Annotated in this window: 17 protein-coding genes, 1 tRNA gene and 3 pseudogenes; 11 read left to right on the top strand and 10 right to left on the bottom strand. The window is 70.9% G+C overall.

All coding sequences use genetic code 11. The annotated features are described in order from the left end of the window. Positions 1-80: 80 nt before the first annotated feature. Positions 81-539: a MucR family transcriptional regulator gene (locus tag F1D61_RS21635; protein ID WP_203154088.1), complete on the top strand. Its 459-nt coding sequence runs from the start codon at positions 81-83 to the stop codon at positions 537-539. Between the two features lie 51 nt (positions 540-590). On the opposite strand, the gene F1D61_RS21630 is transcribed toward F1D61_RS21635, so the two are convergent. Further along, the gene (locus F1D61_RS21630; protein WP_203154081.1) at positions 591-1,388 is read right to left on the bottom strand and encodes a DUF1194 domain-containing protein; all 798 of its coding nucleotides are present in this window, start codon (positions 1,386-1,388) and stop codon (positions 591-593) included. A 284-nt stretch (positions 1,389-1,672) separates the two neighbouring features. Here F1D61_RS21630 and F1D61_RS21625 point away from each other — a divergent pair, with 284 nt between their 5' ends. Together F1D61_RS21625 and F1D61_RS21620 are read left to right on the top strand one after the other, a co-directional pair. Then, entirely contained in the window at positions 1,673-2,455 is a 783-nt protein-coding gene (locus tag F1D61_RS21625) for a restriction endonuclease (protein ID WP_203154079.1), read from the top strand. Between the two features lie 620 nt (positions 2,456-3,075). Further along, a complete protein-coding gene (locus F1D61_RS21620) occupies positions 3,076-3,846 on the top strand; it encodes a ComF family protein (RefSeq protein ID WP_203154077.1) in 771 nt (256 codons plus the stop codon). Positions 3,847-3,949: 103 nt separating this feature from the next. Here F1D61_RS21620 and F1D61_RS21615 read toward each other — a convergent pair whose 3' ends face one another. Next, positions 3,950-5,215, bottom strand: a complete 1,266-nt coding sequence (locus F1D61_RS21615; protein ID WP_203154075.1) for an MFS transporter — start codon at positions 5,213-5,215, stop codon at positions 3,950-3,952. A gap of 436 nt (positions 5,216-5,651) precedes the next feature. On the opposite strand from F1D61_RS21615, the gene F1D61_RS21610 reads away from it, so the two are divergent. Continuing rightward, entirely contained in the window at positions 5,652-6,110 is a 459-nt protein-coding gene (locus tag F1D61_RS21610) for a MaoC family dehydratase (RefSeq protein WP_203154073.1), read from the top strand. 57 nt (positions 6,111-6,167) lie between these two features. After that, positions 6,168-6,575, top strand: coding sequence for a DUF4345 domain-containing protein (locus F1D61_RS21605; RefSeq protein WP_203154071.1), 408 nt, complete (start codon positions 6,168-6,170; stop codon positions 6,573-6,575). 52 nt (positions 6,576-6,627) lie between these two features. Here the strand turns inward: F1D61_RS21605 and F1D61_RS34400 are convergent, their stop codons facing one another. Both F1D61_RS34400 and F1D61_RS21595 read right to left on the bottom strand, forming a co-directional pair. Continuing rightward, entirely contained in the window at positions 6,628-6,879 is a 252-nt protein-coding gene (locus tag F1D61_RS34400) for a DUF2147 domain-containing protein (protein WP_246775459.1), read from the bottom strand. Positions 6,880-7,112: 233 nt separating this feature from the next. Beyond that, the gene (locus F1D61_RS21595) at positions 7,113-8,270 is read right to left on the bottom strand and encodes a zinc-binding dehydrogenase (protein WP_203154069.1); all 1,158 of its coding nucleotides are present in this window, start codon (positions 8,268-8,270) and stop codon (positions 7,113-7,115) included. 132 nt (positions 8,271-8,402) lie between these two features. Between F1D61_RS21595 and F1D61_RS21590 the strand changes: the two genes are divergently transcribed. The 4 genes and pseudogenes from F1D61_RS21590 (at position 8,403) to F1D61_RS21575 (ending at position 12,058) form a co-directional block, all read left to right on the top strand. Next, the gene (locus F1D61_RS21590; protein WP_203154067.1) at positions 8,403-10,421 is read left to right on the top strand and encodes an FUSC family protein; all 2,019 of its coding nucleotides are present in this window, start codon (positions 8,403-8,405) and stop codon (positions 10,419-10,421) included. A 3-nt stretch (positions 10,422-10,424) separates the two neighbouring features. Next, the gene (locus tag F1D61_RS21585) at positions 10,425-10,619 is read left to right on the top strand and encodes a DUF1656 domain-containing protein (RefSeq protein WP_203154065.1); all 195 of its coding nucleotides are present in this window, start codon (positions 10,425-10,427) and stop codon (positions 10,617-10,619) included. Between the two features lie 87 nt (positions 10,620-10,706). Further along, positions 10,707-11,609: pseudogene (locus tag F1D61_RS21580) on the top strand (efflux RND transporter periplasmic adaptor subunit); the annotation flags it as partial. 362 nt (positions 11,610-11,971) lie between these two features. Beyond that, positions 11,972-12,058: transfer RNA gene (locus F1D61_RS21575), tRNA-Leu, on the top strand. A gap of 80 nt (positions 12,059-12,138) precedes the next feature. Here the strand turns inward: F1D61_RS21575 and F1D61_RS21570 are convergent. From F1D61_RS21570 to F1D61_RS21560, 3 genes are all read right to left on the bottom strand, one after another. Continuing rightward, positions 12,139-12,411 carry a Txe/YoeB family addiction module toxin gene (locus F1D61_RS21570; RefSeq protein WP_203154063.1) on the bottom strand — a complete coding sequence of 91 codons (273 nt, stop codon included), beginning with the start codon at positions 12,409-12,411 and terminating at the stop codon, positions 12,139-12,141. Then, on the bottom strand, positions 12,408-12,701 hold the full coding sequence (locus F1D61_RS21565) for a type II toxin-antitoxin system Phd/YefM family antitoxin (protein WP_246775458.1): 294 nt from the start codon (positions 12,699-12,701) through the stop codon (positions 12,408-12,410). The genes F1D61_RS21570 and F1D61_RS21565 overlap by 4 nt, the downstream gene beginning before the upstream one ends. A 136-nt stretch (positions 12,702-12,837) precedes the next feature. Next, the gene (locus tag F1D61_RS21560) at positions 12,838-14,247 is read right to left on the bottom strand and encodes a PLP-dependent aminotransferase family protein (RefSeq protein ID WP_246775457.1); all 1,410 of its coding nucleotides are present in this window, start codon (positions 14,245-14,247) and stop codon (positions 12,838-12,840) included. A 194-nt stretch (positions 14,248-14,441) separates the two neighbouring features. Here F1D61_RS21560 and F1D61_RS21555 point away from each other — a divergent pair. Then, positions 14,442-15,301, top strand: a pseudogene (locus F1D61_RS21555) (DMT family transporter). 114 nt (positions 15,302-15,415) lie between these two features. Next, positions 15,416-16,381 (top strand): extensin-like domain-containing protein, encoded by a 966-nt coding sequence (locus tag F1D61_RS21550; RefSeq protein WP_203154053.1) that lies wholly within the window; start codon positions 15,416-15,418, stop codon positions 16,379-16,381. A 133-nt stretch (positions 16,382-16,514) separates the two neighbouring features. On the opposite strand, the gene F1D61_RS21545 is transcribed toward F1D61_RS21550, so the two are convergent. The 3 genes and pseudogenes from F1D61_RS21545 to F1D61_RS21535 form a co-directional block, all read right to left on the bottom strand. Next, positions 16,515-16,943, bottom strand: a complete 429-nt coding sequence (locus tag F1D61_RS21545; protein ID WP_203154045.1) for a hypothetical protein — start codon at positions 16,941-16,943, stop codon at positions 16,515-16,517. 156 nt (positions 16,944-17,099) lie between these two features. Beyond that, positions 17,100-17,435: a GCG_CRPN prefix-to-repeats domain-containing protein gene (locus tag F1D61_RS21540; protein WP_432443161.1), complete on the bottom strand. Its 336-nt coding sequence runs from the start codon at positions 17,433-17,435 to the stop codon at positions 17,100-17,102. A gap of 369 nt (positions 17,436-17,804) precedes the next feature. Next, a pseudogene (locus F1D61_RS21535) lies at positions 17,805-18,535 on the bottom strand (lysophospholipid acyltransferase family protein). Positions 18,536-18,666 lie beyond the last annotated feature (131 nt).

The raw sequence follows: 18,666 nt of genomic DNA, 5'->3' as shown, positions 1-18,666 counted from the left end.
GCCAGCCCTGCGGCATCCGTGTCCTGAGGTGGGAATGTCTAAGCGTCCGACGGATCTACCCTGGGAAGAAGGCCGACGTGATGAGTGAGAGTGAGGCGTCGACGAACCATATCGGGCTCGCCGCGGACATCGTGGCGGCTTTCGTGAGCAATAATTCGGTCCCGGTCGCCGATCTGCCGAGTCTGATCGCCTCGGTTCATTCTGCTTTGGGCGGCCTCGGCCGCGGCGCCGCAGCCGAGCAGGCCGAGCCCCTGACCCCGGCGGTCCCGATCAAGAAGTCGATCATGCCGGACTATCTCGTCTGTCTCGAGGACGGCAAGAAGTTCAAGTCGCTGAAGCGTCACCTGCGCACCCGCTACGGCCTGTCGCCCGAGGATTACCGGGCACGCTGGAACCTGTCACCCGACTATCCGATGGTGGCGCCGAACTATGCGGCGGCCCGCTCGGAGCTGGCGAAGACCATGGGCCTGGGACAGCAGCGGCGCAAATCCCTGCGCGGCGGCGAGGGCAACGGGCGCGACATGGGCACCGAGGACTGACCGGCAGGCCGGCTCGGTCCTGCACTTTCAGGTTGCATTGTTCGGGCGCCCTCAGTCCCAGTCGAGATTGGGGCGCTCGCCGACGAGGCAGTTGGCCCTGGCTTCGCCCTGGGCCGGCCGCACGAGGGGGCCGCCCGCGTCCCGGCCCGCCACCTCGCGGATGATCTTGGTGCGGATCGCCGCCGCGAACTGGTCGCGCTCGCGGACCGGCACCATGAAGCTGCCGCTGCCGCCGATGACGCAATCGCGATAGTAGAGGTCGAGGTCCTTGATGTCCCAGGGCCCGCTCGGCTCGCGGATCATCAGGGGCAGGCCGTTGATGACGATCCCCTGCCCGACGGCGTCGTCCCGCGCCTTGGTGACCGAGCGGCCCTGGTTGTTCGGGCCGTCGCCCGAGACGTCGATCACCCGCCGCGTCGCCTCGAAGCCGCTCCCGGCGAGGAGGCCGGCGGAGAAGTCGATGGCGCTGGCGATCGAGGTCCAGGTCGAGCGCCGGGGCGGGCTCTGGCCCAGCCGGTCGGCGAAGCCGGCCGCCTCCTCGGCCCCGGCGATCAGCGTCCAGGGCACCACGACCCGCTGGCTGCCGACGCCCGCCCACTCGACATAGGTGACGGCGATGCGCCCGACCATGCCCTGGCGGATCGCCTGGTGGACCGCCGGATTGCGGAACGCCTCGACGTAACCCTCCCGCTGCACCGCCTGCTCGTCGCCGGTCATCGACAGGGACACGTCGACGGCGAGCACCAGGGCGACGTCGACCTCGACCGGGTCGCCCCCCGCCCGGACCGGGGGGCCGGCCGTGCCGGCGACGAGCAGGCAGGCGAGAAGCGCGACGACGCGTGATCTCATCCGGGGACTCCCCTGCGCCGGTTCGTGGGACGCTCCGGCGAGGGGTCAGGATCGTCCGTCCGCCGGCCCGAAGGCAAGCGCCGTGAAGGCCTTGGCCCGACACGCTCGCGTGAGGACCCGCCTGCCGCCATCCGGCGGCGCGGTGCGTTCTGCTGTGGATGACGCGGGGGACAGGCGGTGTCTTAGGCTGGGGACAACCCCGTCCGCCCGAGAGTGCGGACCGTCCGGCCGCCTCGCGCGGCGCGGGAGCCGTCCGTCGAAAGCCCTGCCCGAGAGCCCCGCCGATGCGCCGCCCCTCCAGCCTCGCCGACCGCCTGTTCTGGCCCATCGTGGCCGGGGGTGCGGCGAGCCTGTGGTTCGGCCCCAAGGCGCTCGGAATTGCCGGCCTGGTGGCCTTGGCGCTGGTCGTGCATCGTCTCGGGCGCGGCGGCCGCTTCCGGCGCCGGGTCCGGGCGCTGGCCCGCCGGCACCGCGAGACCCTGGCCCTGCGCCGGCGGCAGGAGAGCTACGTCGATCCCTACGGCAACGAGATCCTGGACGGCTGGCTGCGGGAGCGCCGCTACTTCGCCGAGCGCACCGTGCTGCCGCGGCTGGAGGCGGAGGGCTACGGCGACCTGATCGAGCCGCGCTGGGACGAGATCCTCGACATCGTCGAGGCGGCCTCCTTGAGCGTCGCGCCGCCCGACGAGGCCGAGGACCTGCCAGAGGACGGGATCGCCTACGAACGCTACTGCGCCGCCCTGCTCGAACAGGCCGGCTGGGAGGCGCGCACGACGAAGGCGGCCGGCGACCAGGGCGCCGACGTGGTGGCGGAGCGCGACGGGATGCGGCTGGTGGTGCAGTGCAAGCGCTACGCGAAGCCGGTCGGCAACGGCGCGGTGCAGGAGGTGGTGGCGGCCCGCAGCTACTGGGGCGCCGATCGCGCCGCCGTGGTCTCGAATGCCGGCTTCACGCCGGCCGCCCGCAAGCTCGCGGCGGCGACCGACGTGCTGCTGCTGCACCACGATGCCCTCGCCGCCCTCGACCGCCCTTTGCCGAAGCGGTCGCCGGGACGGCGACAATCATGACGCGACGACAGGAGACCGCGCCGAGAGGCCCCGTGCGGCTCCGCGGAAGGAGCGTCGCCGCGACGGCCGCGCCGAACCGGTATATGGTCCCCCGGCTCTACTGCGCCGGCGTGCAGAGATCCCAGATTCGCTTTAATTCCTGCTGGGCGCGCTCGCGCTGCACCTCGATCGCCGGGGGATGGGCGGCCTGGGTTCCCCCGACCGGGTCGGGTGCAGCGAGCCCATCCTGCCTCGCGCGACCGGCCGGGGCGTGGGGTCGAGCCATGGTCGGAGGATGGGTCGGTGTCGTCGTCATGACCGTTTCCTCTCCGTGGCTCTCGTTGTGCTTATTCTCGCGCCGGCTCATGCCGGGCTGCAATGCCTTCCGCACCGGAAATGGTCACCACTAATACCAATGGCCCAAGATGCTGACGCATCGGGCCATTGAGCTATCTCGAATTTTCTATGCCAAGCCAGAGGCTTGATGAAAATTCGAGAACGGAACCAATGGTCGTTTCCAACAACCGTTGGTATAAAGCGGCACCCCCGCATTGTCCCCACCCGAGCACGGCAGTCCACCCGATGCACCCCGGATTCCCGCCGCGCGGTACGGCACGCCCCTCCCGGGGAGCGGGGCCGCCGTGATCGACCCGCGCCGCCTCGCCGCGCTGCCCGGGCTCGCGTTCCGCGGCTTCGTCGGCCTGGTCTATCCGCCGAGCTGCATCGCCTGCGGGACCGCGACCGCCGTGCCGCACGCCCTCTGCGCCGGCTGCTGGAGCGAGATGCGGTTCATCGAGCGGCCCTATTGCGAACGGCTCGGCACGCCGTTCTCGGTCGATCTCGGCTCTCCCGGCCTGCTTTCGCCGGCCGCCCTCTCCGATCCGCCGGTCTATCAGCGTGCCCGGGCGGTGGCGCGCTACGACGCGACCGCCCGACGGCTGGTCCAGCGGCTGAAATACGAGGACCGCCTGGACCTCGCGGGCGCCCTCGGGGCGATGATGGCGCGGGCCGGCGCCGAACTCCTGGCGGAGGCCGACGTGGCGGTGCCGGTGCCGCTCTGGCGCTGGCGGCTGTGGTGGCGGCGCTTCAACCAGGCCGCCCTGCTCGCCCGGACGGCCACGCGCGGCCGCGACGTGCCGGTGGCGCCCGATCTGCTGGCCCGGGTCCGGCGCACCCGGCAGCAGGTCGGCCTGACCCGCGCCGCTCGGGCGGAGAACCTGCAAGGCGCCTTCCGGGTGCCGGACGCGGCACGGCCCCGGCTCCAGGGCAAGCGCGTCCTCCTCGTCGACGACGTGCTGACCACGGGCGCGACGGCGAACGCCGCTGCCCGGGCGCTCCTGCGCGGCGGGGCGGCGGCGGTCGATGTCCTGGTCTTCGCCCGCGTGGTGAGCGACGGGCGCGACGTGATCTAGAGCATTTTCCGACGAAGTGGATACCGGTTCGTCGTAGAAAATGCGGAAAAATCAACGACCTAGAGAGCTTCGCGATTGCAACGCGATCGTGAAGTGCTCTAGCTCAGGCGCGCTGCACCCCGCCGATGGTGTTCTCCGGCGCGGCCGGCGCCTCGGTCCCGGCTTGCGTCAGCACCTTGCCGCGCGGGCCGACCCAGACGCCGACCCACTTGCGCGACCACAGGGCGAGGCAGCCGAGCACGACCGCCGTGAAGGCGGCGTAGAACAGGAAGCCCGTTGCGAAGCCGCCGGTATATTGCTTCGACAGGCCCATGGCGTTCGGCAGGATGGCGCCGCCGAGCGCCCCGACCTCGCCGATCATCGAGCCCGCCACCGCCGTGTTGGTCGGCCAGCGCAAGGGGACGAGCTGGAACAGGGCGCCGTTGCCGGCGCCGAGCGCCGCGAAGCAGAACATGAACAGCAGCGTGGTGACGAACAGGGTCGGCGCGGCGGTGAGCATCAGGAACGAGCCGACGGCGGCGAGCAGCACCACGGTCAGCACCAGGATGCCGCCGATCCGGTCGGCGAAATAGCCGCCGAGGATGCGGATCCCCGAGCCCATCAGGGCCGCCAGCATGGTCAGCCGCCCGGCCTCGATCTTGGTGACGGCGAACTGCTCGTAGAAGAAGGTCGGCAGGAAGTTCGACAGGCCGATGAAGCCCCCGAAGGTGATGACGTAGACCAGGTTGAAGGCCCAGCCGTCCTTCTCGAACAGGCAGGAGACGTGCTGCCGGAAGCTCTGGTGCTCGCGATCCGGCGGCTCCTTGGCGAAGACGATCATGACGGCGAGCGGGATCAGCATGAACACGCCGGCAAAGCCGTAGACCGCCTGCCAGCCATAGGCCTGGGCGAGCGGCGGCGCGAACAGGACCGCCAGCACGGTGCCCGAGTTGCCGGCCCCGGCGATGCCCATCGCCAGGCCCTTGTGCTCGGGCGGAAACCAGCCCGAGCCGAGGGACAGGGCCACGCCGAACGAGGCGCCGGCGATGCCGAGCAGCACGCCCATGGCGAGCACGTCGGTGAAGTTGTGGACGAGGAAGAAGCCGTAGGCCATCGCCAGGACGATCAGCGACATCTCGGTGATCGCGGCGTTCTTGCGCCCGATATACTGGGCGAGCACGCCGAGGGGGAAGCGCATGATCGCGCCGGCGAGGATCGGCAGCGAGATCATGAAGCCGGTCTCGGCCGGCGTGAGCTTGTAGTGCTCGGTGATGAACGGGCCCATGGCGCCGTTCAGCACCCAGATCGCGAAGCAGAAATCGAAATACAGGAACGCGGCGAACAGGGTCGGGGGATGACCCGACTTCATGACGGTCTTGAAACTGGCCATAATCGGAGCCTCACGCACAGCCCCGCGGGGGGTCTTCGACGCGCTTCAGGGTGAGGATCGCGGCTCCGGGATAACCCGGTCACGCTCCCCCGTCTGTCGGACATCCGTGTCCAAGGCTCGGGCGTCCTTGCCCCCAGGCCGTAAGGCCAGCCTGCGGGGAGTGGTGCATGTCTCGTGCCAGATGCACGTTATGTCTGGCCGGGCCTCTCGAGCGACCGCCTGCCTGAAGGGAAGGCAGACACTGGCGCGCCGGACGGCAGAGCGAGGGCGCGGCTCGTCCGCCTAGCCTGTCCGAGGCGGGATGCGCGCGCTTGCCGGCTTCGTCTTCCCCCACGAAGCCCCCCGCATGACACTCTTCCCGGGTCGTCGTCGCCGATCGCGCGTGGCCGTGCCGGCGAACCGGCCCTAGAATGCGCCGGCAAGGGGAGGACATCGCATGGAGATCTTCAACGGGCCGGAGGCCCTGAAGGCGGCGATCGGGCAGGAGATCGGCGTCGGCGCATGGGTCACCGTCGACCAGGCGATGATCGACCGCTTCGCCGAGGCGACCGACGATCACCAGTGGATCCATGTCGATCCGGAACGGGCGGCGCGCGAATCGCCCTACGGCGCCACGGTCGCGCATGGCTACCTCACCCTGTCGCTGGTGCCGCGCTTCATCGCCGGGGTGCGCCGGCTGGAGGGCCTGCGCCTCAGCCTGAATTACGGCCTCGACCGGGTGCGCTTCCCCGCCCCCGTCGTGGTGAATGCGCGCCTGCGCGGCCGGGTGCGGGTGGCCGCCGCCCTCGACGTGCCGCCGCGCGGCCTGCGCACGACCTACGGGGTGACGGTGGAGATCGAGGGCGGCGCGAAGCCGGCCTGCCTCGCCGAGGCGGTGGTCCTGCACCATTGGTGAACCGGGCGCCGCCCGGCGGATTGTGGGGAAGGACCCAGGGCTGACCGGCGAGCGAGCATGACCTACGAGACGGAGCGGCGGGCGTTGCAGCGCGTGGTGGCCCTGGCGGGGCTCGTGCCGGTCCTGGGCGGGCTCTGGGGCGTGCTGTTCGGCCAGGCCGGCCTCGGCGGCGGCGCCTTCGACGTCTCGACCGACAGCCATTTCCGCTACCTGTCGGGCCTGCTGCTCGGGATCGGCCTGCTGTTCTGGTCGACGATTCCGGGCATCGCGACCAAGACCTCGCTGTTCCGCTTCCTGACGATGGTGGTGGTCCTGGGCGGCCTTGCCCGGCTCCTCGGACTCTGGCTCACCGGGGTGCCCTCGCTCGTCATGCTGGCAGCACTCGGCATGGAACTGGTGGTCACGCCGCTGCTGTGCCTGTGGCAGATGCGGGTGGCGAGCCGGGCGGGAGTGGAGGTGCTGTAAAGGTCGCGCCTCACCCCTCCCCCGCAGGGGGGAAGGGCTTCAGCGCGCACCCTCACTCCACCCGCGTCCAGAGCTGCTTCTTGCAGATCAGCCCGCCCAGCACGCAGCCCGACAGTTCGAGCACGTTCGGGCCCTTCATGGCGAGCTTGCCCGAATAGGTCTTGCCATCGCGAAAATTGTAGAGCGAGCCTTCCCAGCCCTCGCCGGCGGGGCGCATGTCGCGGGTGAGCGCCACGCCGACGACGCTGCGGCCGCGCAACGAGGCGTCGGGGTTGTTCACGTCCTTCGACTCGCCCGTCAGCACCTTGGCGACGGTGCCGCAATAACCGGCGCCGCAGCGGCTGATGCGGATCTGCGCGTCCCCCCGGCGGTGAGCCAGGTCCCGGTGGGCTGGGGACCCGCCTGTGCGTGGGCGAGCGCCGGCGCGCAGGCGAGGAACAGGGCGGCGAGACGAACGAGGCGCAACGGCGTGGGCTCCGGATCGGGAGAATCGGCGAACCCCCGACCTAGCGCTTTCGCGCCCCCCACGCCATCCGGTCAGGCGACGAGCTCCGGGAACGGCACGATGGTCGACTTCACCGTCTTCATCGCCATCGCGTCCTTCACCGCCTGCGACACGCCCTCCTGGGTGAACGGATAGACCGTCTGCATCTCGAGCCACGGATACTTGTCCCGGGCGCGGTAGAGCATGTCGACGCCCAGCGGCAGGTCGTTGCCGGTGAAGGCCCAGGAACCCAGGACGTTCAGGTCCTTGGAGCAGATCCGGTGCCAGGAGGTCTCGATCTTCCCCGCATCGGTGAACTGGCCCATCTCGACGTAGGTGCCGCCGTCGCGCAGGAACTCGATGCCTTCGGGTCCTGCGCTCGGGTGGCCCGAGCAATCCATCACCAGGTCGGCACCGAAGCCGCCGACGATCTCGCGCACCGCCGCGATGCGGGCCTCCGGCGTCGTGACCTCGGTGATGTCGATCGTAGCCTCGGCGCCGAACTTGCGGGCGAGCGCGAGCCGCGGCTCCTCCGGCGCGCCGACGCAGATCACCCGCCCCGCCCCCATCTCCTGGGCGGCGGCCACCGCCAGGATGCCGATCGGGCCGGAGCCCTGGATCACCACCGTGTCGCCCCACTTGAAGCCGCCGGCCCGGGTCGCCCGGTTGAAGGCGCGGATGCAGGAGGTCAGGGGTTCGGAGAGCGCGCCGAGGCGCAGGGACATGTCGTCGGGCAACTTGTAGACCTTGGTGCCCGGCAGCATCTCGAGATCGACATAGACGTATTCGGCCCAGCCGCCCCACAGGTGCGGCGCCTTGTCGAAGCCGAGATAGCGCCCGTAATAGACCGGGGTCAGGCACTTATTGGCCTGTTCGGGGTAGTGGACGCAGTAATAGCAGTGCCCGCACGGCATCAGCGGCGGGATCATCACCTTCGAGCCGACCTGGAGCGGCTTCTCCATGAAGTCGGCGGTGAACGCGTCGCCCTTCTCGACGATGACGCCGCCGATCTCGTGGCCGAGCGTGAACGGCCACGGCAGGGGCTTGGGCCAGTGGCCCTTGAGGATGTGCTGGTCGGTGCCGCAGACGCCGCAGGCGCCGACCTTGATCAGCGCGGCCTTGCGCGGAACCTTCGGCCAGGGCACCGATTGGATGACGGGTTCCGCCCCCGGGCCCGCGAACGTGGCCACGCGGATCTCAGGCTTGCTCATCGGCGCTTCCTCTTCCGGTTGTTCTGGCGCGGCGCGGGGCCACGAGCCGGATCGCTGCCCGGCCGCCCGCAGCCTATCATCGAATTCGGATTGTGCATCCCAATCGGGCGCGATCGATCGGCGGGGCGCGGGATGGCCGAGGTGACCGCGGCAGCGGCGAGCACGGCCGAGGCGACGGGCAAGCGCGCCTGGATCGACGCGCTCCTCGACCGGATCGAGCCGCCGCCCCTCGCGTCCTGGGCCTACGCCCTGCGGATCTGGCTCGCCATGATGCTGGCGCTCTATGCCGGGTTCTGGCTGCAGCTCGAGAGCGCGTCCTCGGCCGCCGTCACGGTGGCGATCCTCGCCCAGCCGAGGCGCGGCCAGGCCCTGTCGAAGGCGGCCTACCGCTTCCTCGGCACGCTCGTCGGCTTCGCGGTGGCGATCCTGTTCACGGCCCTGTTCGGGCAGGACCGGGTCGAGATGCTGGTCGCCTTCGCGACCTGGATGGGGCTGTGCGTCTTCGTCGCCAACTACCTCCAGGGCACCAAGGCCTACGGCGCCATGCTGTCGGGCTACACGGTGGCGATCATCGCCATCAACAACATCGATGCACCGCAATCGGTGTTCGAATCGGGCATCGGCCGCGTCGCCGCGATCATGCTCGGTATCGTGTCGATCACCTTCATCAATGATGCGCTCGGTGCGCCCTCCGTCTTCCCCGATCTCAGGGCCGGCATGGGGAAGGCCCGCGAGGCGGTGCGCGCCTTCGTCCGCCGGGCGGTCCGGGACGGCGACCCGGGCCCGGAGGACGCCGCCGACGCGATGCGCCTGGCGGCCGCCCCCCGCGACGCGATCGGGGTGGTCGCGACCGAGTTCCACGACGGCGCGAACCGGGCAGCGGGGGCGAGGAGCGCCGTGGCGGCCCTGTTCGCCTCGGTGGCGGCGGCCCGCTCCTTCGCCCTGGCGGTCGCGCGCTCCGGCGATCCGGACGACCTGAGAGGGCGTGTCGTCGCCGGCCTCGACGGCGACCGCGACGCCCTGCCCGATCTGGTGGCCCGGCTCGATGCGCTCGCCGCGAGCGGCACGGCCGATCCGGATGCCGTGCTGCTGCACCGGCGCGCCATCGACATCCTACGCCAGGACCTCCTCGCCGAGGACGGGATCGCGGCTTTGGAGACCGGCCGCGACCCGGTGCGCGACATGCGCCTGCCGGTGCATCGCGACTTTCCGGATGCCCTGCGCAACGCCGCCCGGGTGGTCATCACGGTGGCGATCGGCGCCGCTTTGTTCGTGCTGAGCGGCTGGCCGGCCACCTCCGCGGCCCTGCTCCAGGTCTCCGCCTTCGCGGCTCTCGCCTCGATCAACCCGAACCCGATCGGGTTCGCCACCGGCGCGCTGTGGGGCATGCCGCTCGCGGCGGTCTGCGCCGGCGTGGTCGAGTTCATCCTTCTCGACGGCGGACAGGGCTTCCCGCTGCTCGCCATCGCGATGGCGCCGGTGATCGTCACCGCCTGCCTGCTCAGCCTGCGGCCGGCGACCGCGAGCCTCGGCTTCATCCTGCTGGTGTTCTTCCCCGTCGTCCTGTCGCCGGCCAATCCCCAGCCCTACAACCCGGAATCCTACATCAACGCGAGCGTGCTGTTCTGCGTCGCCGGGCTGATCCTGTTCCTGGTGATCCGGATCGTCCTGCCGACCACCGACGCCCAGCGCCGGCGCTGGTCGCTCCGGGCGGCCCGGGCCGACGTGATCGAGGCCCTGTCGGGCGAGCCGCAGGAGGCCGACGAGCGGGTCAACCTCGACGCCGACCGGGTGGTGCAGTTCGCCGGCTGGGCCGGCACCGCGGGCGCGGTGCGCCGCGCCTCGCTACGCCACGCCTTCGCGCTCGCCGCCCTGGACACCGCCGCTGCCGGCGCGCAGGCCGGCCTCAACCGGCTCGCCGGAACCGCAGCCTATGACGACGCGGTGCGCCAGGCGAGGAGCGCCCTGCGGCGGGCCGAAGCCGGGCCGTTGCGGGAGGCGGGCGCCGCCCTCCTCGCCGCGGCCCGGGACACGCCGGCCGAATCGCGCCGCATCGCGACACGGGTCGTGGCCGACCTCGCCAGCGCGTCCTATGTCGTCGAAGGACAGGGCCGGGTGCTGCGGCGCCTCGACCTGTGGGGGACCCGCTAGGCGATGTTTCACGAACTGACGATCGGCGGGGTGCTGGTCTCCCCCTTCGTCGTCTACGCGGCCCTCGCGCTGGCGATCCTGCTGGCCTTGCGGCCGCTCCTGCGCCTGTTGCGGTTCGAGCGCGTCTTCGCGAACCCGCCGCTGGCCGAGGCGGGGATCTACATGTGCATCCTGGCGCTGCTGATCGTGCTGGTGTGACGCGACTTCCGCCGGGACTTGTCCGGAATTCGTATCACACCGGCCCGCGCGGCGCCTGAACGAATCCGACATCCGCATCGCGAAGCAATCGGTCGGGTATCAAACGAGGAGAGTGTGGTGGCGGTGAAGCGGACGACCCGGGGACGGCGGGTTTTACGGATCCTGGCGACCCTCGTGGTGCTGGTGCTCGCCGCCCTCGCCGCCCTGATCGTCTGGCAATACTACGTCACCGCGCCCTGGACCCGGGACGGGCGGGTGCGGGTGCAGGTGGCACGCATCGCCCCCCAGGTCTCGGGCCAGATCACCGAATTGCGGGTGGTCGACAACCAGCTCGTCCGCAAGGGCGACGTGCTCTACGTGATCGATCCCTTCGACTTCCGAGTCGCGCTCGATTCGGCCAAGGCCGATCTCGAGAACCGCGCCGCCGACCTCCAGGTCAAGCGCGCCCAGGCCGCGCGGCGCGAGGCGCTGACCACGGTCTCGACCTCGATCGAGGAGAAGCAGCAATATGCCGGGGTCGCCAAGCAGGCGGAGGCCGCCTTCGCCACGGCGCAGGCCCAGGTCGCGCAGGCCGAGATCAACCTGAAGCGCACGGAGGTGAAGAGCCCGGTCAACGGCTACGTCACCAACCTGCTCCTGCGGGTCGGCGACTACGCCGCCGCGGGCACGTCCAACATCTCGGTCATCGACGCCGATTCGTACTGGATCGACGGCTATTTCGAGGAGACCAAGATGGACCACATCCGGGTCGGCGACCCGGCGACCGCCGCCCTGATGGGCTACGCCGCGCCGATCCGCGGCCGGGTCGACAGCATCACCCGCGGCATCAGCACCCCGAACGCCGCGGCGAGCACGCAGGGGCTGCCCAGCGTCGATCCGGTCTATACCTGGGTCCGCCTCGCCCAGCGGGTGCCGGTGCGCATCCGCATCGAGGCGGTGCCGACGGGCATCGCCCTCGTCGCCGGCATGACCGCCACGGTCTCGGTCGGGGCCTATGCCGAGCCCGGCGACCGCCTGCGCGACGTATTCAGCGCCTTCGTCGACCGCCTCGGCCCCCGGCGGCCGGACGGCGCCGCCGTCTCGCCGGCGGGAATCACCACCACCGTGAAGGGCCCGCACGCGATCTCGACCCTGCCGGCGCCCGACCCGAAGGCGGGTCCGAGCGCCGAGGAGATCGCGCCGGGGATCGCGCCCGGCATCAACGCGCCGCCGGAGAGTGCCAAGGACGGTCAGGCCAAGGACGGTCAGGCCAAGGAGCCGCGCGGCTCCCACCGCAATCCCGGCTCCGGCCGCACCGCACGGGATTGACACGCTCCCGCTTCCCACGGCACAGGAGAGGGGCTTCACCGCGCGCGGGCGTGGCGGAATTGGTAGACGCAGCGGACTCAAAATCCGCCGTCCTCACGGATATGTCGGTTCGAGTCCGACCGCCCGCACCACTCGTCCCGGGCAGCCCCATTGTCCGTCCGCGGTGATGCCCGGCCCATCCCCGGCCGCCCTTCGTCGCCCTTCCGCGAGATCAATCGTCGTAGTGCCACCGGCACTGAGCGATCTCGAGCGTCTGCGCCGCGCCGGAACCGCTCACGCGATAGACGAGCCTGTGTTCCCCCGAGATCCGGCGCGACCACCAACCCTCGAGCTTGAATTTCAAGGGCTCGGGTTTGCCTGTCCCGGTGAACGGAGTTCGTTTGATCTCCTTGATGAGGTCGTTGATTCGTTGCAGCGTTGCGCTGCTCTCGCCCTTCCAGGACAGATACTCGTTCCAGGCATCGTCCGAGACGGCGAGTTTCATCCCTCGGTCGCCTCGTCGGACCGGTCGTCCTCGATCAGAGAGCGTTCGATCCCTTGGTCAGCGTCGAGCTGTTCGATGGACCGCATCAGGCGCCGCGCATTGGCAGGCGAGCCGAGGAGGTGCAGGGTTTCCCGCAGGCTGTTCAGCTCGGCGAGGGGGAGCAGCACCAGGGGCTCGTGACCCTGACGGGTGACCACCAGCTCTTCCCGGTCGCGTTCGACCCGGTCGAAGTGGGTCGCGATGCTCTGTCGGAAATCAGTCAGGCTCACATGCGTCACGGCCTTCTCCATCTGTACGCATCACCGTACATAAACCGGGAGTTCCCGGGTGCCGAGGTGATGCCCCGCGTGTCATCCGCGACCGACCGGATTCACGGCAGCATCGGCCACGATCATCCGGATCGCTCACCACGACCAGCGGCCCGCCTCACATCTCCGGCACCGCCAGCGCCCGCTCCAGCACCGGCATCACCCGCGCATCCGCCATCTGCGCCACGTTGAAGCGCATGCGCGACCCGGCCGTGCGCGAGACGCTGAACACGTCGCCCGGCGCCAGCACCACGCCCTCGCGGAGCGCCGCCCGGGCCACGGATGCGGCGTCGCGGTCCTCCGGCAGGCTGCACCAGAGATAGAATCCGCCCCGCGGCATCAGCCAGGGCCGGATGCCGAGGGGAGCCAGCCGCTCGGCGGCCTCGCGCCGGGCCCGGTCGAGGCGGCGGCGCACGGAATCCAGGTGCTTGCGGTACTGGCCGTCGCCGAGAACGCCCGCGACCAGTTCCGCCGCGACCGGGCTGACCCCGCCGAAGCTCGTCGCCACCTGGAGGTCGATCAAGGCCTCGATCCAGTCCGGCTTCGCCACGACGTAGCCGCAGCGGATCGAGGCCGAGAGGGTCTTGGAGAAGCTGCCGATCCGGATCACCCGCGTGAGCCCGTCGAGGCCGGCGAGACGCGGCGAGGGTTCGGGCTCGAAGGGCGCGAAGATGTCGTCCTCGACGATGGTGACGTCGTGGGCGGCGGCCGCGTTGAGGAGCCGGTGGGCGACGGCCGGCGAGAGCGTGGCGCCGGTCGGGTTGTGGAGCGCCGAATTGGTGACGTAGAGCCGCGGCCGGTGCGCGGCGGCGGCTTGCGCGAAACGCTCCGGGTCCGGTCCCGCCTCGGTGAAGGGGATGCCGACCACGTTGGCCCGGTGGGCGCGCAGCAGCGCCTGGAAGTTGAAGTAGCAGGGGTCGTCGACCAGCACCGTGTCGCCGGGTCGCACGAGCAGGCGGCAGATCAGGTCGATCGCCTGCGTGCCCGAGCCGGTGAGCAGGACCTGGTCCGGGCCGACCGCCAGCCCCTCCGCGGCGCATTGCCGGGACAGCAGCCGGCGCAACGGGAGCGGTCCGCGCGTGGCGCCGTAATTGGTGAGCACGGAATCCTCGGCCCGGGCGAGGCCGCGGGCGGCGCGGCGGAGCGCCGCGACCGGCATCCAGGCCGGCGGCAGCCAGCCGCAACCGGGCTTCGGGCTCTCCGGCTCGCCGTCGAGGGATTGCCGGGACACCCAGAGCGGGTCCACCGCCCGGTCGAGGCGCGGGCCGGTCTCGGCGAGCACCGGCAGCGGACCCGGCGCCGCGGCGTAGAAGCCGGAACCGGGGCGCGAGCGCACCGCCCCATCCGCCGCGAGGCGCTCATAGGCCTCGACCACCGTCGAGGGCGAGACGCCCATGGCGGCGGCGAGCCCGCGGATCGACGGCAGCCGCTCCCCCGGCGCCAGCCCCCGCGCGGCGATCCGGGCCCGGATCGCCGCCATCACCGCCGCCGTGCGGCCGCCTTCCGCCATCGCCTCGTCCCCGGCCATGTGGGTGCAGGCACCCATACAGTTCGGCGCAACCGTATGGGACCGTGCCTTCGGCAGATAGACCGGGAGCCGTATTCCTGTCGCCGGTCGTGGACAGATTCGGAGACAGAATGAGGCGTGGGTCTCCCCTCTCCCACCCGGGGAGGAGGGATCCCGCGCCTCATCCGGTCTCACCGGTGAAAGAGACGTGAGCGATGCAACGGTCGGCGGATGGGTGGGGCAGCGGGCTCCTCGGGGTGGTCATCTTCAGCGGCTCGCTGCCGGCGACGCGGGTGGCGGTGGGGGGCTTCTCGCCGCTCTTCCTCACCTCGGCCCGGGCGGTGATCGCGGCCCTCCTCGGGGCGGCGCTGCTGTGGGGTTTGCGGCAGGCGCGGCCGGCGCGGTCGGACCTCCTGTCGCTCGCCATCGTGGCCTTCGGCGTGGTGCTGGGCTTCCCGCTCCTGACGGCGCTGGCGCTCCAGCACGTCACCTCGGCCCATTCGATCGTGTTCATCGGCCTCCTGCCGCTCGCCACCGCCCTGTTCGGCGTCCTGCGCGGGGGCGAGCGGCCGCGGCCGGCATTCTGGCTGTTCTCGCTGGTCGGCAGCGCCGCGGTGGCGGGCTTCGCCCTCGTCCAGGGCGGCGCGGGGTCGTTTACCGGCGACCTCCTGATGCTCGCCGCCATCCTGCTCTGCGGGCTCGGCTACGCGGAAGGCGCGGCCCTGTCGCGCCGGCTGGGCGGCTGGCAGGTGATCTCCTGGGCGCTGGTCCTGTCCCTGCCGGCGATGCTGGTCCTGGCCCTCGCGACCCGGCCGGCGGGGGTGGCGCAGGTCGGCGGGCCGGCTTGGGCCGGCCTCGCCTACGTCTCGGTGTTCAGCATGCTGGTCGGCTTCGTGTTCTGGTATCGCGGCTTGGCGCGGGCGGCATCGCCGGGGTGGGCCAGTTGCAGCTGCTCCAGCCCTTCCTCGGCCTGGCGCTGGCGGGCCTGCTCCTCGGCGAGCCGGTCGCCCCGGCGATGATCGCCGTGACCGGGCTGGTGGTCCTGTGCGTGGCGGGAGCCAAAAGGTTCGCGTGAGCGAACCGTCCCACGGAGAATGTGGTTCGCGTGTGCGGACCGACCCATCCTGGGCCAGAAGCTAACGGCCGAGGTTGACGGCGTGTTTACGGCATCGTGCGCATTGTCCGCATCATGCGTCGTGGCATCGTAGCGTTCTCAGCCTTCACGCTTTTCGGCCTGGGGCTTACCGGATGCGCGCTCAACCGGTTTGAGCAGCGCGAACCGTGGCGGAATCAGGCCGAAGAGGTCTGCCTCGCCCAGAAACTCGTTCGTCCGAGCGAGGACATCCAGCCCGTCAAGGAGATCGACGGGCCGGGCGTGTGCGGGATGGTGCATCCGTTCCGGGTCACGCGGCTCGCCGGCGGGACGGTGGCGCTCAAGCAGCGCATGACGCTGGCCTGCCCGATCATCCCGGAGGTCGAGGCCTGGCTCGCCGGCACGGTGCAGCCGGCGGCCGAGATCTATTTCGGCCAGCCGGTGGTCGAGATGAATTCCGGCTCGTATTCCTGCCGCGGCCGCAACAACCAGGTCGGCGCCAAGCTCTCGGAGCATTCCTTCGGCAACGCCGTCGACGTGATGTCCTTCCGCTTCGCCGACGGCTACGTGGTGACGGTGAAGGGCGGCTGGCGCGGCACGGAAGCCGAGCAGGGCTTCTTGCGCGAGGTGTTCCTGGGGGCGTGCAACCACTTCACGACCGTGCTGGCGCCGGGGTCGAACGTCTACCATTACGACCACCTGCATCTCGATCTGGCACGGCACGATCCCCGGGGCCTGCGCCGGATCTGCAAGCCGCTGATCAAGTACGAATCGCGCCTGCCGCCCCCCGGTACGCCGCTCTCGCCGATCCGCAGGAAGCCGCCGGCCTGGCAGCCGGCCCCCGAGCCGGCGCCGATCGACGTCGAGCAGGACGATCCCTACGGCCTGTCGCCGACGAGCGCCCGGGAGACCGCGACCAAGGTCGCCCGCTCGCCCTCCCCTGCGCCGGTCCACGCCTACGTCCCGCCGCCGGCGCGGCCGGCGATGATCGCCGAGCCGCGGGCCCTTCCGGAGCCGCTGCCGCTCTCGAGCCCGACCTGGTCGTCCGGCCCGATCTACTGACGACGCCTCATACCAATGGCCCAAGATGCCGACGCATCGGGCCCTTGAGCCATCTCGAATTGTCTATGCCAAGCCAGAGGCTCGACGAAAATTCGAGAACGGAACCAAAGGTCGTTTCCAACGACCGTTGGTATCACGCCGACACGCCGCCGAGATCCGCCACCACGGCGCGGCGCGCCGCGGCGTCCTCGGCCAAGCGGTGGACATGCATCTCGGTCGCGCCACGGGCCCGGGCGCGGGTGAGCCAGCCGCGGGCGAGTCGCTCGCGCGGGCTCTCGCCGGCGGCGGCCACCGCCACCAGCTCGGCGGTGCCGTCGCCGCCGCGGCGCACCGCGATCACCACCGCCTCGCCGACCTCCGCCGGATCGTCGTCGAGGGCGTGGATCCCCACCACGTAGCGGCGGCCGGACTGGCCGCGCCAGGCACTCAGCGGCAGGGCCGGGGTGCCGCGCAGGCTCGAGGCCGTTCTCAGGCGCTCCTCACGCACGTCCATTCTCCTCGCGCGGTCGTTCTGGATGTCCCGCATCGCCACCGACCAGGACAGGGCTCGTTTGTTCGCCATTTGTTCCAGCCTAGTTCCGATCCCGGACGTCCGTCAAGCGCGAACGATCGGTATGAAGACGATCTGGCGAGGGTGTGCGCGAGGTTCAAGAGCCGGGGTCGATCCGACGCTCCGGGCAGGGTGGCGCGGCGGCCGCCAAGGCCGCCGCGCGCCCGGTTACCAGCGGTGATGCCAGCCGTGATGGCCCCACCCGTGGTGGTGGCCCCAGCCGCCGCCCCATCCGACCCGGCGCCAGCCGCCGCCATAGCCCCAGGGCCGGTGCCAGCCGGCGCGACGCCAGCCGTAGCCCCAGCGCGGGCCGACGACGACCGTGCGGTAGCCGACGACGGGGGCGTAATAGACCCGGGGTCCCCAGGCGTTCGGGCGGCACCAGCCGCGCCAGTTCCGGTGGAATCCGGGACCGCAGCCGTCCCGCGCTTCCGCGGTCGTCGCCGTGCCGGCGAGGGCGCCGAGAGACAGGATCGCAGCGCCTGCAGCCATCGTCCAACGCATCATGGCCTCCTGTTGGTGAGGCCCATGAAATGCACGAGGCGGGGACATCGTTTCAAGATTACGAAGAGTTCATGTTCGACCACCGACGGCTCCAAGGCTGTGCTTGCGCAGCGTTCGGATCCGGATCGAAACAGTCGGATTTCGAGGGACAGGACGGATTTTTCCGACGTCCTTCCCACCCTCGGCCTCATCCTGAGGTGTTAGCCGATCGAAGATCGGCCGACCTCGAAGGAGACCTCCAGCAAGCTCCGTGATCCCTGGAGCCCTCCGTCGAGGTCAATCCATCCCCGATGGACCGATACCTCAGGACGAGGTCGAGGGCGGGGCAGGAAGCCGGACGTCGTCGTCGACCGGAGGAGCATCACCCCCCTACGCCCGCGCCGCGCCTGTGCCGTCCGCCTCGCGCACCAGGGCATCCGAGGCGGTCTCGATCCGCTGCTGCAACTCGGCATGGAACGCGTCCCGCGAAAGGCCCGGCGGAATCACCGGAAGGAACTCGATCACCGCCGTACCGGGCCGGTAGGTCAGGCGGCGGCGGCCCCAGAACACCCCGGTATTGAGGGCGACCGGCAGGCACGGCACGCCGAGGCGGTCGTACATGTGGACGACGCCGTACTTGTAGGCCGGGGGGCGCCCACCGCACGGCGCGTGCCCTCGGGAAAGATGATCAGGCGGCGGCCATCGGCCATGGCGGCGGCGGCCTCCTCGTTCATCAGCGCCAGGGCGCGGGAGCCCTTCGAGCGGTCGATCGCCACCATCTCGCTGCGGGCGAGGTACCAGCCGAACAGCGGCAGCCACATCAGCTCGCGCTTGAGGATGTAGGTGAAGTCGTCGAGCACCGTGACGAGGGCCAGGGTCTCCAGCGCCGATTGGTGCTTGGCGGCGACCAGCACGCCCCCGGCCGGCAGATGCTCCAGCCCGCGGAACTCGACCCGCAGGCCGACGATCAGGTGCAGGAGCTTCAGGATGGTCCGGCCCCAGGTCTGGGCGAGCCAGACCACGCTGCGCCGGCTGACCATGGTCGGCAGGCCGAGGATCATGATCCCGGCGGTGGCGAGATAGAACGCGACGGTGAACAGGATCGAGCGGACGAGCGGCATGATGGGTGGAACAGCGAGCCTTCCGGGCCGGCGCCGCGTCCGGAAGGGGATCGCGGGCCGCCCGCGTGATGCGGAGGCGCCCTCCTTAGAGCATTTCGGCGCGCGCGTAACGGCGACTTGCCGGGGCGGCC

The organism is Methylobacterium aquaticum, from assembly GCF_016804325.1.
Classification (GTDB): domain Bacteria; phylum Pseudomonadota; class Alphaproteobacteria; order Rhizobiales; family Beijerinckiaceae; genus Methylobacterium; species Methylobacterium aquaticum_C.
Note: the sequence above shows the minus strand (reverse complement) of the source record. Positions and strands in the feature narration are given on the sequence as shown.